The following is a 13,740-nucleotide window of genomic DNA, read 5'->3' as shown; positions in this document are numbered from 1 at the left end:
CAGGAGGACGAATATGAAAGTAAATAAAGCGGTGGCAATATTGACATTATGCTCCTTGTTTTTTTGTGCGTGTTCCCAAAATACTTTAGATACAAACGCGAATGGAGAAAACACTGAATCTATTCAAGAACCAAAAGTAACTACAGAAAACATAAACAATAGCGAGACTGTTGAAATAACTGAAGATACATTGGCATCTTCGCCATTTAAAGTGCAAATCGATAAACCCACTTTAGAAATGGGAAAAGAAAAAGAAACAACTGTAATTATTACTGCGGACATAGAAAATTGGGATTATACTGTTTCTGCGGCAAATGGAACAATATCCGATTTATCCGCTATGTCTTTTACTTATACAGTTCCTAAAGATGAAAAAATAAGAGAAGATACAATTACCCTGACATTATCTGATTATGATAACGGCAAACAATATAAATACAGTATTCCTTTTATTTTTTCTAAGATTGATGAAAAAATGATTCTGGATAATTAAAAACAATCCGGGAAGAGATTATAAAAAAATCGTAACATTGAATCTTGCAAGGGAATTACACGTTACAGTGGAAGAATTATTTATACCGGAATAAAGAATCCATTACTCCCGGCTTTGAAATATTTTTTATTACAGACAGGAAAGGCAGCCGCTTCCCGCCCACGGCTGCCTTCCTCATTTCTTTTACCTGTCCTCAAGCACTTCCAATATAATCTTTGCCCCAAGCCGGAAACCGAAAATAAAGGTTTCTGCTGTCTCAAGCGGGAGTGCGTCAAGCTGCTCGTCCATAATCTCTATAAAGCGTTCGCTAAGCGGCGGGTTAAATGCTTTTAGCTGTTCGATGAAATCCTCATAGTGGCTGTAATGCTCCCGGCGCATTTTCTGGTATCCTTCCGTCCTGACATTGACCTGTTCGGCTGGGTAGATTTCCCCGTCATAAAGCTGTTCCAGTACACTTTTCATTTGTCCATCCTCCTTGTTTTGTATTATAGTTTTGTATTACATATTTGTATTCTATCATGTGATATATAAAAGTCAAGAAAAATCGTCTATAATGATTGCATATTTGTAATACGGAGGTGTAACATGGCGGATAAGTTTGTGGTAAGGCAGAAGAAGCCGGACAGAAAGGAAGATAAATCCGTAGTGATGACGCTTCGGATAGACAGGGAATTGCAGGAGGAATTTGATAAACTGTCAGCTAAAAGCGACCGCTCCCGCAATGAACTTATGTGCATGGCTCTGCGCTATGCGTTGGAACATCTGGAATTTATCCCGGAAGCCGGAGAATAAAAGCCCCGGCTTTTTCCATGCCCGAAAAAAAGACCCTTCTCCCGGAATGGAAGAAGGGCTGCTGTCATTATTGCGCCGCCGGTATTTCCCCGACAAAGTTATAGATGATTTTGACTTCCTGAACCTTTTCGCCATCAACCTTGTTTATCTCGCCTACCAGAATCCGGCTGATAAGGCGGTTCAGGACAGTTTCATCCAGTTCCTGAATCGCTGCGTACCGGCGGATTTCCCGGATAAAGCTTCGTACATCGTTTTCCTGTTCGTTGGAACGGTGCAGGAGAAGGGATAAATCCTTTATGCGGCTCTGGTTTTCCTCCTGCTCCTTTTCCATCGCCGCCGTCAGCTTTAAAAAACGCTGTTCTGACAGGATTCCTTTTGCCTTGTCGGTGTAGAGATTTAAAAACATTTCGTCAATCTCCTGATTCCGCTTTTCCAGCCGTTCCCGTTCCTTCTCCATTTCGGAAGCGTCCGACAAATACCTCCGTTCCATGCGGCTGCACAGCCGCCGGTAGAAAGCGTCTGCATCCTTCAGCGCCATTTCCGCCAATTCCTGAATATCCTTCAACACAAGGTTATACAAGTCCCTTGCTTCTATCTTGTGGCTGGTGCAGGCATCCTTCCCCAGCCGGTTATAGGTCTGGCAGATATAATACGCCTTGTCAATCGGTTCCCGTTCCTTACCGGTAAACCGGTTCTTCCCTGTCCTTCCGACCTTTTCATAGCGTGCCTGCATGGATTTGCCGCAGGTAGCGCAGTAAACCATACCGTGGAACAGGTTGTAAAAGGGGCAGGCGTTCCCCTGCATGATAGGAGGGCGGCGGTCAATCAGTTCCTGTACCTTCTCCCAATCTTCCGGGCTTACAATGGCTTCATGGCAGTCCTCTATGACCTCCCAATCCTTGCGGGGGATGGTGTCCACAGTGCCGGAGCGGATTCCTTTTTGGTGTGTCCGGCAAACCAGATGTGCGCCCTTATAAAAAGGATTCCGCAGGATATGGCTGATTCTTGCGCTCCCCCACGAATAATAATTGACATCACAAGCCGTATTGCTTTTTACCCGTGTGATAGGGATTTTTTCCTCCATGAGCTGCTTTGCAATCCGCATACAGCCCCAGCCGTTTAAAGCAAGGTCATATATCTTTCGGATTGTGGGGGCGGTCTGAGGGTCAAGCACCAGATGCCCCCGGTCAGCCGGATCACGCATCAGACCGAGGGGCGGCTGACCTCCGCAAAACTTTCCCTGACGGGAGCGGGTCATGCGTCCAGCCAGCACCTTTTTGGAAATATCCCGGCTATACATATCATTCAGGATATTTTTAAAGGGCGTGATGTCCATTTCCTGACGGGTCAGGCTGTCCACGCCGTCCGTGACGGCAATATATCTTACATTGTGTTTTGGGAAAAAGACTTCGATATAGCCGCCCGCTTCAATATAGTTTCTGCCAAGCCTTGAAAGGTCTTTGGTAATGACGCAGCCAACCTTCCCGGCTTCGATGTCGGCAATCATGCGTTTAAACGAAGGGCGGTTGAAATTACGCCCCGTGTAGCCATCGTCCACATAGTATTCATAGGGGAGCAGACCGTTCTTTTCAGCATAATCTTTGAGCAGGAGCTTTTGGTTGGAAATGCTCATGCTCTCGTTTGCGTTGCCATCGTCAAGGGAAATCCTGCAATAGAGGGCGGTTACTTTTTTGACTATTTTTTTATTCCTGTTCATAGTGTTCTCCTTCTACGAACAGGGACACGATACTATTATAGTACCATGCCCCCGCCGTCCTTTCAACTGTTTTTCGCCGGATTTTAGCCTTTTAACTGGCTTTTTGCCCCATCCATTCCTCAAACCGTTCACAGGTCTGCCGCTCAATAAGCTGCTCAAAGGCTTGCTGCATGGTTTGGCTGCCTGCAAACTCACGGGAGACGATGAACCGGACGCCCCTGCGCTTCCGTTCCGGTTCCGGCGCCTTTGCCGGATAGCTGCTCTGCTTTGTTTCTGCCATAGGCATTTACCTCCATAAAATAACCCGGAGCGTTGCCGTCCGGGTGCTGCGTGCGGTCTGCCGGTTGGGTGGGAGCCTGACAACGAAGTCTGACAACGGGCGTTTAAAAACCCCGTACACAATCCCCGGCATACCGTTTCCTTTCCTGATTTCTTTTTTTCTGATTTTTTCGTTGCTTTCGTTGTCAGCAGGGAAAAATCCTTAAAATAAGCCGTTTGCAGGCTCTCCCCCTGACAACGGGGCTGACAACGGGGGCGGCAACCGGCTGACAACCGGCTACGCCTTTTCCCCTTGCAGCCATTCCTCCGGCAGCCCAAGCTGGACGGCTTCCTGTTCCGGTAAAAACTGGAAACCGGATTTTTCCTGACCTCCGTTGTCAGGCGCTGCCCGTTCCCATCCTTTCTGCCGGTGGTAAGGGGCAGGAAAATGTCTGGGATTTTCAAAAGCTTTCCAGCCTGCCGCATAATTCTTCATCACGGAATTGATGTCCCGGATTTCATACTGTTTCGGTTCCTCATAGGACGGATGCCCCAGCCCTTCATAGTAGATTTGCAGGGAGCAGACCATCTTTCCTCCATATCCGTCAAGGAAGTTTAAAATCCGGGCGGCAAACGTGTCCTCCGGCATGAATAATTTCTGATGTTCTTTCAGATACCGTTCCATGCCTGCGCTTAGTTTCAGCTTCCCTTCTCCCCGCCGGTACACCTCCATGACCTCCGCCCACATCTGGCTGACATAAGCCCTCGAAGCCGGTTCATCCTCCAAAATGTGAACCTCTGCTGTTTCCGCCTGCACCAGAACAGGCAGAAACCGGCGGTTGCCGGTACGGTCAAGGGGCAGGAAATCCGGCGTGTTGGAAGTACCGGCAAAGACGCACTGGCGCTTATGGTCTTTCGGATGGACTTCATAAGGAGCCTTATAGGTTTCCTTCTGGCGGCTTAAAAAAGCCTTGATGTCCTCAATGCTCTTTGCGTTTGCGGTAGCAATCATTTCTGACATTTCAATAATCCAGTGTCCTTGCAGCTTGCGGTAGATATTATCATCATCGAGCCTGCGTAAATCATCGGAGAACCACTCGTCCCGGACGGCAAGGAACCGGAAAAAGGTGGATTTTCCGGCTCCCTGACCGCCCACCAGACAGAGCATGACCTCAAACTTTGTGCCGGGCTTGAATACCCGTGTGATAGCTCCCAGCATGAACAGCAGGAGAACCTCATAGTTATAATCGCTTATCTCTGCGCCGAGGAACCGGTGTAAAGCGAAGCGCACCCGCTCTGTCCCGTCCCATGAAAGGCTGTTTAAATAATCCCGGATGGGATGGTAGCGGTATTCATTGGCGGCGACCTTGATTGCCCCTTCAATCCGCTTTTCCGATGTCAGTCCATAGTGTTCTTCCAGATACAAAACCAGATACTGGATGTCCACATCCGTCAGCCGGTTCCCGTCCCGATACCAGCCGAGGGGCTTCACAATATCCACCTGATCGGTCAGTAAGTTGTTGCTGAACGCCCCTTTTAAGAGCGGGTCATGGAGGAACACTGTCCGGTAGTTCCCCGGCGTGTTTGCAGTCTGCCCCTTCTGGGTCACTTCCAGCATATCCCGGACTTCGGATACCGTTTTGTCACCGACAAGGCTGTCGGCTGCGGCTTGCAGTGCATTCCTTGTGGCTGCCGGTAAGCTCTGATATTCTTTTTCCAATCAGTTCCACCTCCTTCCCATGCCCGATGATAATATCGGCTTTTTCCTCCGCCCCGCCGGTAAGCAGCGTGTCCAGCAGATACCCTATATACTCCTGTTTCTGCAAGGCTTCTACAAACAGCGGGTGCCATGCGTCCCCCGGCGATTTGGGGGCGTGTTCCGTTCTCCATCTCCCCAGCAGATGGTAATAATCGCTAAGCACCCGGAAGCATTTCTGCTCCGCCTGCAAGAAGCGAAGCTCCGCCGGTATGCTCCGTTTTACAGGCTTTGGCGAAGGTCTGCCCCGGTTGTCATAGGGGATTCCAAAATCCGCAGCCAGCCGTTTTGCCGCTTCCACGCCGGACAGGTCAAAGAGCCTTGCCGCAAAATCAATCACATCGCCGTCTGCCTGACAGCCGAAGCAGTGGAAGCGTCTGTCCGCTTTCAGGCTGGGCGTTTTATCTTTGTGGAAGGGGCAGCACGCCATGCCGTTCCTTCCTACATGGATTCCATAATGCTCCGCAGCCTGCCTTGTGGTGACAGCCTGCTTTACCGCTTCAAATACATCCAAACGCAATCCTCCTTCCAATCTCCATAAGGGGAAAATCTCCTACCGTTCCATATCCGGCTTTTTCCGTTCCGGTCTGCGGCGCATATCTTCCCGTCTTTCCATTTCCTCCTGCGCTTTTTTTAGCTGCTCCCGGATGGATTCCCTTGCTTTTTCCTTGATTCTTTCCTTGCCTGCCCGTTTGGTTTCCGGCTGCATAAGCGCTTTTTGGATTTTGGCAAAGGCGGTCTGCATCGTATTTTTTATTTTCCCAATCACCCCATCCAGACGGGCAGCGGCGTATTCCCGCTCTTTTTGCGGGGCTTTCCGTTCCGGGGAAAGAACCCACTTTTTCGATTCCTCCACCAGCCGGATGTCCTCCTTATGGGTTTCCAGCCGGACGGCATCCGCCACGACCTCCACCGCCTTGTCATAGGCGGCATCGGAAACATCGTCCAGAAGCGTCTCCACATCCTCAATTTTCAATGTCAGTTCTTCCAGCTTCTGCTCCTGCGCCGCCAGCTTTTCCTTCTGCTTCATCAGGATATAGTCCTGCTTTTCCAGATACTCCCGTCCCCCATAGGACGGCTCCTGCTCCAGATGGACGCCATGCCGCCTGCTGATGTCAAAGAGCATGGTGCGGCAGACGGAATCAAAGGTCTGCTTGCGGTTGTTATGCTTGCCTTTTGGCTTATCCGGGTCAGGCAGGGGAATCCCCAGTTCCTCCAGCGCCTTTTCCTGCTGGGGACATAATTCGCCGTACCGGTTCTGGCAGTCGAATACATGGCGTTCGTGGATATGGGGCGTACCCTCATCCAGATGAAGCGCCCAGTTGAGGAGATGGACATGAGCGCCGAAACGCCGCTCAAACTCCCCGTAAAATTCATTTACAATCTGAAATAACACCTCTGGCGGGACGGATTCCTCCACCGTCCCAATCTGGTAGATGGTTTCCTCCGGGCAGGTCTTGCTGTTCTTTAACAAATCGCCCACAGTGCGGTTGCGCTCCGTGTGCCGGGTCTTTTCATTCCTTGCGTTCTGGGCATCCACAAAATCGGAATAATGCTCCGTGTAATACATCCGCTCAACCTGTTCAAAGCTGCAATCCGGCTGGGAGGAATCCTCCCGGCTCCCGGCTGTCGTGTAGCCCCGGTAACAGTCCCAATAGATATTTTTCTTTGCCCGTTCCGAATCAATATGCTCGCTGTTTCCCACATCGAAGCGCCGGTCATTGTGGCGGGGATTATAAGTGCCGTTCTTGCCGGAACGCCCATTGTGCCGTGTCAGTTTCAAGTTTGCATCCTCCTTCCTGTTTGAAGATTTCCCCCGTGAGGGGGAGGGCTGCGAAGCTGCCGAACCTGAGTGATTTTGCGTCAGGTAATACCCAGTACGAGTTGACGCAAGCATCAACTCTAGCTGGGCAAGGCGTTTCACCCTTGACCCGATGGGGCTTGCCGCCCTCAACCCGCCAAGGCGCTTCGCCCTTGACCCGATGGGGCTGCCGCCCTCAACCTGCCAAGGCGCTTCGCCCTTGACCCGATAAGGGCTTGCCGCCCTTAACCCGCCGCCGCATGACAGCCCGGAAAATGCCCCCGGAACGGGCATTTTCGCCGTCCGGGGCTTTCCTGATGTCTGATACCGGCTAATCATCCCGCAGGAAAAACGCCGGTTCCACACCCGCTGTTTTGACCGAAAACGCTCCCAAATCATGCTGTTTTCTTTCCTACTGTTACGGGCTGGAAGCCATGTTCCTTTGCATAAGCCCTTGCCGCCGCCCGCCGTTCTTCACTGTATGGCGGCACCAGCCGGATGGACAGACGGGATTTATCCAGAACATAGGTCACGCTTCCTTCCGGCGTGGCTCTTTCCATGCGGCACAGGAGCGGATATTTTTGGGAGAACTCCGCCAGCCGCCGCTTTAAATCCGCATTGAATGTATAAATGGTGGCTTCCTGTTCGGCTTCGTTGAAATTCACAATCGTTTCCTTCTCATACTTAGACGGCTTCCTCATACATTCCCTCCTCATAATCAGTGCTGGCTTCCACGACCCGCAGGCAGCGTTTGCAGCGGAAGTAACCGTCCATTTCCATGCGGAGGTGGCGGTAAAAATCGGGGAACCATTCTTCACCGGCTTCCTGCTCAATTTTGCGTGTAAGCCCCAAAAGCCAGTGCTTCGCTTCCGGGTCAACCGTCAGTGAAACCAGCAGCTTAAACCGTGTCACCGTGTTTTTATGGCTGGGGCAGCCAAACACATACAACGCCTTCTTTTCTTTGATATTTAATTTCATTCTGCACCTCATTCTTTCTGGGGCTTTTGCCCCGGTGTGAAAGGGCATCCGTCTCCCGGATTCCCTTTTGTGTCAACCAGTTTCATTTGCCGTTTTCCTGCAAGCCGTTCCTGCCCGGAGGTTCTCTCCCGGCGTATCGTCCCTGTTGGTGCGCTCCTGTCATGGCGGCACTTCCCCCAGAGCCATATCCGCTTGCAGCCGGTCATTCTGTTTTCAATGTTCCTTCTGACCTCTCCATCTTATCGAAAAAAAGCGGCTTTCCCCGTATGTCCAAGACGATGGAAAAATCCGCAGAAACCGGATATTTCCACGCTTATGGAAATCGTGGTATAATCCTTGTATCAGCGGATTTTAAAGAAGAAAGGGGATTGATTTTTATGTATGTGAAGCTATCCATACCGGAACGGCTAAAGGATTTAAGGGTGGTAGACAAGCACCTGACCTTAGAGCAGCTTGCAAATGAAACCGGACTGTCCCGGTCTGCCCTTGCAAAATACGAGGGAGACGGTTATAAGGACATCAGCCCGTTTGCCATTGCAACGCTGGCTGATTTTTACGGCGTGTCTGCCGATTACCTGATGGGGCTGACGGAAAACAAGGAGATCCCGAACATAGAAGTCCAGTCGCTGCACTTAAACGACAGCATGATAGAGCTTTTAAAAAGCGGAAGAATCAACAACCGGCTGCTCTGCGAGATTGCCACCCATGAGGATTTTCCACGGCTCCTGACAGACATTACTATCATCGTTGACCGCATCGCCGGTATGCGTGTCAACCAGCTCAACATGGACTTAGAAGCAGCCCGCCAGACGGTCATGGAAACCTATGCGCCGGGGGAGGATGACCTTTATATGCGTACCCTTGAAGTGGCACAGGTGGACAGTGACGATTATTTCAACCACATCGTCCACAAAGACCTTGACCGGATTGTAAAGGACATCCAGACGGCGCACACAAGCGACACCACAACCGCCGATGAACGGCAGCCCACGGTAGCGGAGATACAGAGGAAGTTTGCACAGCTTATCCAGACAGGAACCAGCGGAGAAGAAGCCTTTATTCAGGTATTCTGCGACCAGATGGAAATCCCTTATGATAAGATAACCTCTGAGGAATTTACCTCTTTTTTAGGGATTCTGGGGAAATCCAAACACGCAAGGAAGTTCCAGAGTATGCGGGGGAAGGGCAGCCCTATCCCGCCCACATGGAACGGCGGCAGGAAGCGGCGATAAAAAAGCCACCCGCCGGATTGACCGGTGAATGGCTTTCAATGTGAAGATTTTTTATTTTATGGTTAAAAGGATTTCCTGCCCCTGATATATGGCAGATATATTTCCATCACGGAATCGGTGACGCCGTTTTGGTAAACCTTGCGGATGTCCGTAACCGTCCCCGCCGGCGCCTGCTCCAAGTAGGCGAGAAGCTCCGTCCTGCCGTTTACAAAGTGGCAATGCTGACCTTCCATGCGCTCAATGCGGTATTTCATAGCGGCTCCTTTCCGTACACAAGTTCCGATAAGATAATTTCCTCCGCCCGGTTCCGTATGCTGTTCATGTGCTGCACCCATGCAAGCTGGTCACTGGCTTTTAATGCTTCCGTCACGCCCTCCGCAGCTTTCATCTGTATGATAATTAGCTCCAAGCGTTCCTGCGCCTGTTCGTTCAGGTCAGCAAGATACGTCCAAAGATTTCCCGAAAGCAAAAGGCTTAAATAGAGGGCGGGGCGGGCTTCTTCCAGATAGGCTTTGTGCAGCCGTCCCCAGCGCCCGATAGGGCGGGATTCCTCCGTCAGCCGTAAAGCGGGGATATAGTAGTCACCGGCGAGAACATAATCTATGCCGTTCTCCGTGATTCTTTTGGGTAGTTTTTCCATGTGACGACCTCCTGTATTCAATTTTCAGAATCCAGTTGATCGTGTCCCTGTCCGTGTGAAATTCAAGGCAACTGAACTCTTCACAAACAAGTATGTCATATTGGTGAGAAGTTTTTGGTATTTAAAGATGGCACCAATACGGTTAGTGATGAAGAATTGTCTAATTACAAATTGCCATTGCTAACGGAAAATACAGTATTTATAACCCTCAACGGAGCTACTTATGGAAAAACATCATTCTACCAAGGGGAAAAAGTATTGTTGGGAAAAAGTGCTGGATATATTACCTTCAACCAATCTGAAAACAAGGAATATTTGCGTTACTATTTACAAAGCAATGTAGCAAAACTAATAATGGATTTAAGTCTGCTTGGTTCAACAATAGCAAATGTTTCATTACGGACATTGAACAACTTTATTATTCCATATCCAAGTCAAAGCGAGCAGCTGGACATTGTAAACTATTTGAATTCAAAATGTAAATTGCTTGATGAGAATATAGTCAAGAAACAGAAAATAATTGAAAGACTTCAAGAATATAAAAAATCTCTCATCTATGAAGTTGTTACTGGGAAGAAAGAGGTGTGATTTATGCTCTTTTTCAAGTCACAACCGCCACAAATTGAGATGTCTAAATCAGACTGCCTGCTAATGATTCAATGCTTTGTGAAGCATAAGATGGTTTCTAAAATGCAATGTGTTATTGAATCAGATCGTTCAATTTTGATTGGGGATATCATTCATACACAAAATCGTAATTACAATAAAGGTTACGGCTCTTTGATGATGAAAAAACTAATTGAGTATACCAAAGAGAACGGCTATACATTAATTCATGGAAATCTATCCTTGGTAGATGCTGACCATAAGGGAAGATTGTACCACTTTTATGAAAAGTTTGGATTCATCATCACTGAATTTCCTGAACCAAAAGACTGTTATTATGGGGAAATACGAAAAATAATTACGGAGGTGAATTGCTAATGTCAGATTTTGATGTGAAAGAAAAACGCTTTGAACAGGATATTGAAGAATATCTGATTACCCAGGGTGGATATGAAAAAGGCAATCCTCAGCAGTTCGATAGAAAGCTGGCACTGGACACAGAAACACTCCTGTCCTTTATCAAAGAGAGCCAGCCAAAAGCATGGGAACGCTATGTAAAGATATACGGCACTGACAGTGAGAAGACCATCATTGATCGCTTTTGCAGAGAAGTGAAAATGATTGGCTTGCTTCGTGTACTTCGTCAGGGATTTACAGATAGAGGTATCAAGTTCAAGGCAGTTTTCTGGAAGCCGGAAACTGGTATCAATCCAACTACAGTTACACAGTATGAAGCAAATGTTCTGCATTGCACCAGACAGTTGCATTATTCATTGAGCAATGAGAACAGTATAGATATCGTGCTTTTTATCAATGGTATTCCGGTTGTTTCAATGGAATTAAAGTGTCAATTTACCGGACAGAATACAGCAAATGCGATTGCACAGTATAAGTTCGATAGAGCTGGAAAAGACGCTATATTTGCCTTCAAAGAGCGTGTCCTGGTACATTTTGCTGTTGACCTATCTCGTGTTTATATGACAACAAAGCTTGAAGGAGATAGAACCTACTTCCTACCATTTAACCAAGGTAGTAATGGTGCTGGAAATGTTGGCGGACAGGGCAATCCAATTAATGAAGATGGATACGATACGGATTACCTGTGGAAATCTGTTCTCTGCAAGGAGAGATTACTTGAAATCATTCATAAGTATCTGCACTTGCAAGTTGAAAAGAACGAGAAAACAGGCGAAATCAAGTCTGAACGCATGATATTCCCTCGTTACCATCAGCTTGATGTTGTCATAAAAATACTGTCAGATGTTAAGGACAACGGAGCTGGCAAGAATTATCTGGTACAACACAGTGCCGGTTCTGGTAAGTCCAACTCCATTGCGTGGTTAGCATATAGACTATCTGGTCTACATGATGATAATGACGAGAAAATATTTCAATCCGCTATTATCGTTACAGACCGACGAGTTTTGGACAGTCAGCTTCAAAATACGGTTTATCAGTTAGACCATGTAGAAGGTGTTGTAAAGAAGATAGACAAGAACGCACAGCAGTTGAAAGAAGCAATCAACGATGGTGTTCCGATTATTATAACCACATTGCAGAAGTTCCCAGTTATTTATAAAGAAGTGAACTCTGGCAATAAGCGATTTGCAATTATTATAGATGAGGCACATTCTTCCCAAACTGGTGATGCTGCTAAGAAGCTGAAAAGAGCATTGGCAGATACTGAGAAGATTCTCGAAGAATATGCTGATATGGAATACGAAGATGAGAGTAAACGCAAAGACGATGAGGATAAATTGCTTGATGAATTAGCATCACAAGGTTCTCATGAGAATATGTCTTTCTTTGCGTTTACTGCCACACCAAAGGACAAGACTTTGAATATGTTTGGCAATCGGGATAAGGATGGTAAGTACCACCCATTCCATGTGTATTCTATGCGCCAGGCAATCGAGGAAGGTTTCATTCTCGATGTTTTGAAAAACTACATGACATACAAGATGTACTACAAAATTGTGAAGTCTATTCCTGATGATCCGGAACTTGATACCGTTGCAGGAGTAAATGCAATTCGCAATTTTGAAACGCTGCATCCACATAATATTTCACAGAAGACAACAGTTATGTTGGAACAGTTCATGAATGTCACCAAGCACAAGATTGGTGGCAGAGCAAAAGCAATGATTGTTACCCCTTCTCGTTTACACGCAGTAAGGTATTTGCAAGAATTTAAGAGACAAATAGCCGATAAAGGATATTCTGATCTTGATGTACTTGTTGCCTTTTCTGGCGAGATAGAAGATGGTGGAGAGACCTTCACGGAAGAGAAGATGAACAAGAATAAGAATGGAGAGACCATTAAAGAGAAAGCATTGCCGGAAGCGTTCCATACAGATGAATTCGGTATGCTGATTGTTGCAGAAAAATATCAGACTGGCTTTGATGAACCTTTGCTTCATACAATGTTTGTGGATAAGAAGTTATCTGGTGTTAAGGCAGTACAGACGCTTTCCAGATTAAACCGCACCATGCGTGGAAAGCAGGATACGTTTGTTCTCGACTTTGTTAATTCAGCAGAAGATATACAGAAATCTTTTGAGCCATACTATGAAGAAACAGTTCTGGAGCAAGAGACTAATCCAAATGTGGTATACGATTTGAAGAATACACTTGATGAATTTCATGTGTATCAAGAAATGGAAATCTCAAAGTTTGCCGATGTATTCTTCTCAAACAATAATCAGAATGCAGGCGATTTAGGAAAGCTACAGAGCCAGATACAGCCTGCAATTGACCGTTTCAATGCATTGGAAGATGAACGAAAAGATTTGTTTAAATCAACACTTGCTCGTTTCAACAGAATATATGCTTTCATAACGCAGGTGTGCAGGCTATTTGATAAGGACATTCATAAGTTTAGTGTCTACGCTAAATTCCTATATATGCAGTTGCCTAAAGGACAAGGCGTAAGCATTGATGTGGATGACAAAGTACTTCTTGAATACTATCGACTGGAAAAAGATTTTGAAGGCGGTATTGAATTAAATCCTACTGATGAAGGGTTCAGACCTATTACCGGAGAGTCTGGCAGAAAAGAAAAGAAGAAAGACCCACTGACAATCATCATTGACAAGATTAACGAGAAGTATGGAACCAACTTCACTGAGATGGATAAAGTGCTGTTGCAGATTGAGAATGATTATGCAACGCAAGAAAAATGGAAGAGCTATGCAAAGAATAATGACTTCAAAACTTTCATGCTGTTGTTCGAAAAAGATTTCCCAGAAATGGCTGCAAGCAGATATGAGCAGAACGATGATTTCTTTGTAAAAATGTTCTCTGACCCAGACATGATGAAGCAAGTAATGTCTACTATTGGAGAAGTGCTTTATCAAAAATTGAAGAAAAAGATTGTTCGGTATGATGATATTAAGCCGACACTTGCGATGGTGGCGGAAGACCCAACTTCATACGGAAAAGATAAATAATAAAAGTTGTATGGTCTT

At 46.9% G+C, this 13,740-nt stretch carries 16 protein-coding genes; 6 read left to right on the top strand and 10 right to left on the bottom strand.

Annotated features, from left to right (window positions below):
• The first annotated feature begins 13 nt into the window (after positions 1-13).
• Positions 14-493 carry a murein transglycosylase gene (locus DWX59_RS01015; RefSeq protein ID WP_117553120.1) on the top strand — a complete coding sequence of 160 codons (480 nt, stop codon included), beginning with the start codon at positions 14-16 and terminating at the stop codon, positions 491-493.
• A gap of 183 nt (positions 494-676) precedes the next feature.
• Here DWX59_RS01015 and DWX59_RS01010 read toward each other — a convergent pair whose 3' ends face one another.
• The gene (locus DWX59_RS01010; RefSeq protein ID WP_117553121.1) at positions 677-955 is read right to left on the bottom strand and encodes a DUF6809 family protein; all 279 of its coding nucleotides are present in this window, start codon (positions 953-955) and stop codon (positions 677-679) included.
• Positions 956-1,078: 123 nt separating this feature from the next.
• Between DWX59_RS01010 and DWX59_RS01005 the strand changes: the two genes are divergently transcribed.
• A complete protein-coding gene (locus tag DWX59_RS01005; protein ID WP_117553122.1) occupies positions 1,079-1,285 on the top strand; it encodes a ribbon-helix-helix protein, CopG family in 207 nt (68 codons plus the stop codon).
• 67 nt (positions 1,286-1,352) lie between these two features.
• On the opposite strand, the gene DWX59_RS01000 is transcribed toward DWX59_RS01005, so the two are convergent.
• The 7 genes from DWX59_RS01000 to DWX59_RS00970 all read right to left on the bottom strand — a co-directional run bounded on the left by DWX59_RS01000 (position 1,353) and on the right by DWX59_RS00970 (position 7,795).
• On the bottom strand, positions 1,353-3,002 hold the full coding sequence (locus DWX59_RS01000) for a recombinase family protein (RefSeq protein ID WP_117553123.1): 1,650 nt from the start codon (positions 3,000-3,002) through the stop codon (positions 1,353-1,355).
• A gap of 91 nt (positions 3,003-3,093) precedes the next feature.
• Positions 3,094-3,288, bottom strand: coding sequence for a hypothetical protein (locus tag DWX59_RS00995; protein ID WP_173827424.1), 195 nt, complete (start codon positions 3,286-3,288; stop codon positions 3,094-3,096).
• A gap of 270 nt (positions 3,289-3,558) precedes the next feature.
• Positions 3,559-4,878, bottom strand: a complete 1,320-nt coding sequence (locus DWX59_RS00990; RefSeq protein WP_165870734.1) for a virulence-associated E family protein — start codon at positions 4,876-4,878, stop codon at positions 3,559-3,561.
• A gap of 25 nt (positions 4,879-4,903) precedes the next feature.
• Entirely contained in the window at positions 4,904-5,530 is a 627-nt protein-coding gene (locus DWX59_RS00985) for a CHC2 zinc finger domain-containing protein (RefSeq protein ID WP_199679559.1), read from the bottom strand.
• Between the two features lie 39 nt (positions 5,531-5,569).
• Entirely contained in the window at positions 5,570-6,799 is a 1,230-nt protein-coding gene (locus tag DWX59_RS00980; RefSeq protein ID WP_117553125.1) for a plasmid recombination protein, read from the bottom strand.
• Between the two features lie 413 nt (positions 6,800-7,212).
• Positions 7,213-7,518 carry a molecular chaperone gene (locus tag DWX59_RS00975; RefSeq protein WP_117553126.1) on the bottom strand — a complete coding sequence of 102 codons (306 nt, stop codon included), beginning with the start codon at positions 7,516-7,518 and terminating at the stop codon, positions 7,213-7,215.
• Positions 7,502-7,795 carry a hypothetical protein gene (locus DWX59_RS00970; protein WP_117553127.1) on the bottom strand — a complete coding sequence of 98 codons (294 nt, stop codon included), beginning with the start codon at positions 7,793-7,795 and terminating at the stop codon, positions 7,502-7,504. Before DWX59_RS00970 ends, DWX59_RS00975 begins: the two co-directional genes overlap by 17 nt.
• A 377-nt stretch (positions 7,796-8,172) precedes the next feature.
• Between DWX59_RS00970 and DWX59_RS00960 the strand changes: the two genes are divergently transcribed.
• Positions 8,173-9,027, top strand: a complete 855-nt coding sequence (locus DWX59_RS00960; protein WP_117553133.1) for a helix-turn-helix domain-containing protein — start codon at positions 8,173-8,175, stop codon at positions 9,025-9,027.
• A 62-nt stretch (positions 9,028-9,089) separates the two neighbouring features.
• Here the strand turns inward: DWX59_RS00960 and DWX59_RS00955 are convergent, their stop codons facing one another.
• Positions 9,090-9,281: a hypothetical protein gene (locus DWX59_RS00955; protein ID WP_117553128.1), complete on the bottom strand. Its 192-nt coding sequence runs from the start codon at positions 9,279-9,281 to the stop codon at positions 9,090-9,092.
• Complete coding sequence (locus DWX59_RS00950; protein WP_117553129.1) at positions 9,278-9,667, bottom strand: TnpV protein; 390 nt, start codon at positions 9,665-9,667, stop codon at positions 9,278-9,280. Before DWX59_RS00950 ends, DWX59_RS00955 begins: the two co-directional genes overlap by 4 nt.
• 114 nt (positions 9,668-9,781) lie before the next feature.
• Between DWX59_RS00950 and DWX59_RS00945 the strand changes: the two genes are divergently transcribed.
• The 3 genes from DWX59_RS00945 (at position 9,782) to DWX59_RS00935 (ending at position 13,722) form a co-directional block, all read left to right on the top strand.
• Entirely contained in the window at positions 9,782-10,255 is a 474-nt protein-coding gene (locus DWX59_RS00945; protein WP_166460141.1) for a restriction endonuclease subunit S, read from the top strand.
• Positions 10,256-10,333: 78 nt separating this feature from the next.
• Positions 10,334-10,651, top strand: coding sequence for a GNAT family N-acetyltransferase (locus DWX59_RS00940; RefSeq protein WP_207660388.1), 318 nt, complete (start codon positions 10,334-10,336; stop codon positions 10,649-10,651).
• Positions 10,651-13,722, top strand: a complete 3,072-nt coding sequence (locus tag DWX59_RS00935) for a type I restriction endonuclease subunit R (protein WP_117555444.1) — start codon at positions 10,651-10,653, stop codon at positions 13,720-13,722. Before DWX59_RS00940 ends, DWX59_RS00935 begins: the two co-directional genes overlap by 1 nt.
• The last annotated feature ends 18 nt before the right edge of the window (positions 13,723-13,740 follow it).

The organism is Enterocloster aldenensis, from assembly GCF_003434055.1.
Classification (GTDB): Bacteria; Bacillota; Clostridia; order Lachnospirales; family Lachnospiraceae; genus Enterocloster; species Enterocloster aldenensis.
This window is presented reverse-complemented; position numbering and strand designations above follow the sequence as displayed.

Bases quoted from the DNA above. Each gene is read 5' to 3' on its own strand.
- DWX59_RS01015 (WP_117553120.1), top strand. From the start codon at position 14: ATGAAAGTAAATAAAGCGGTGGCAATATTGACATTATGCTCCTTGTTT.
- DWX59_RS01010 (WP_117553121.1), bottom strand. From the start codon at position 955: ATGAAAAGTGTACTGGAACAGCTTTATGACGGGGAAATCTACCCAGCC.
- DWX59_RS01005 (WP_117553122.1), top strand. From the start codon at position 1,079: ATGGCGGATAAGTTTGTGGTAAGGCAGAAGAAGCCGGACAGAAAGGAA.
- DWX59_RS01000 (WP_117553123.1), bottom strand. From the start codon at position 3,002: ATGAACAGGAATAAAAAAATAGTCAAAAAAGTAACCGCCCTCTATTGC.
- DWX59_RS00995 (WP_173827424.1), bottom strand. From the start codon at position 3,288: ATGCCTATGGCAGAAACAAAGCAGAGCAGCTATCCGGCAAAGGCGCCG.
- DWX59_RS00990 (WP_165870734.1), bottom strand. From the start codon at position 4,878: ATGCTGGAAGTGACCCAGAAGGGGCAGACTGCAAACACGCCGGGGAAC.
- DWX59_RS00975 (WP_117553126.1), bottom strand. From the start codon at position 7,518: ATGAGGAAGCCGTCTAAGTATGAGAAGGAAACGATTGTGAATTTCAAC.
- DWX59_RS00970 (WP_117553127.1), bottom strand. From the start codon at position 7,795: ATGAAATTAAATATCAAAGAAAAGAAGGCGTTGTATGTGTTTGGCTGC.
- DWX59_RS00960 (WP_117553133.1), top strand. From the start codon at position 8,173: ATGTATGTGAAGCTATCCATACCGGAACGGCTAAAGGATTTAAGGGTG.
- DWX59_RS00955 (WP_117553128.1), bottom strand. From the start codon at position 9,281: ATGAAATACCGCATTGAGCGCATGGAAGGTCAGCATTGCCACTTTGTA.
- DWX59_RS00950 (WP_117553129.1), bottom strand. From the start codon at position 9,667: ATGGAAAAACTACCCAAAAGAATCACGGAGAACGGCATAGATTATGTT.
- DWX59_RS00935 (WP_117555444.1), top strand. From the start codon at position 10,651: ATGTCAGATTTTGATGTGAAAGAAAAACGCTTTGAACAGGATATTGAA.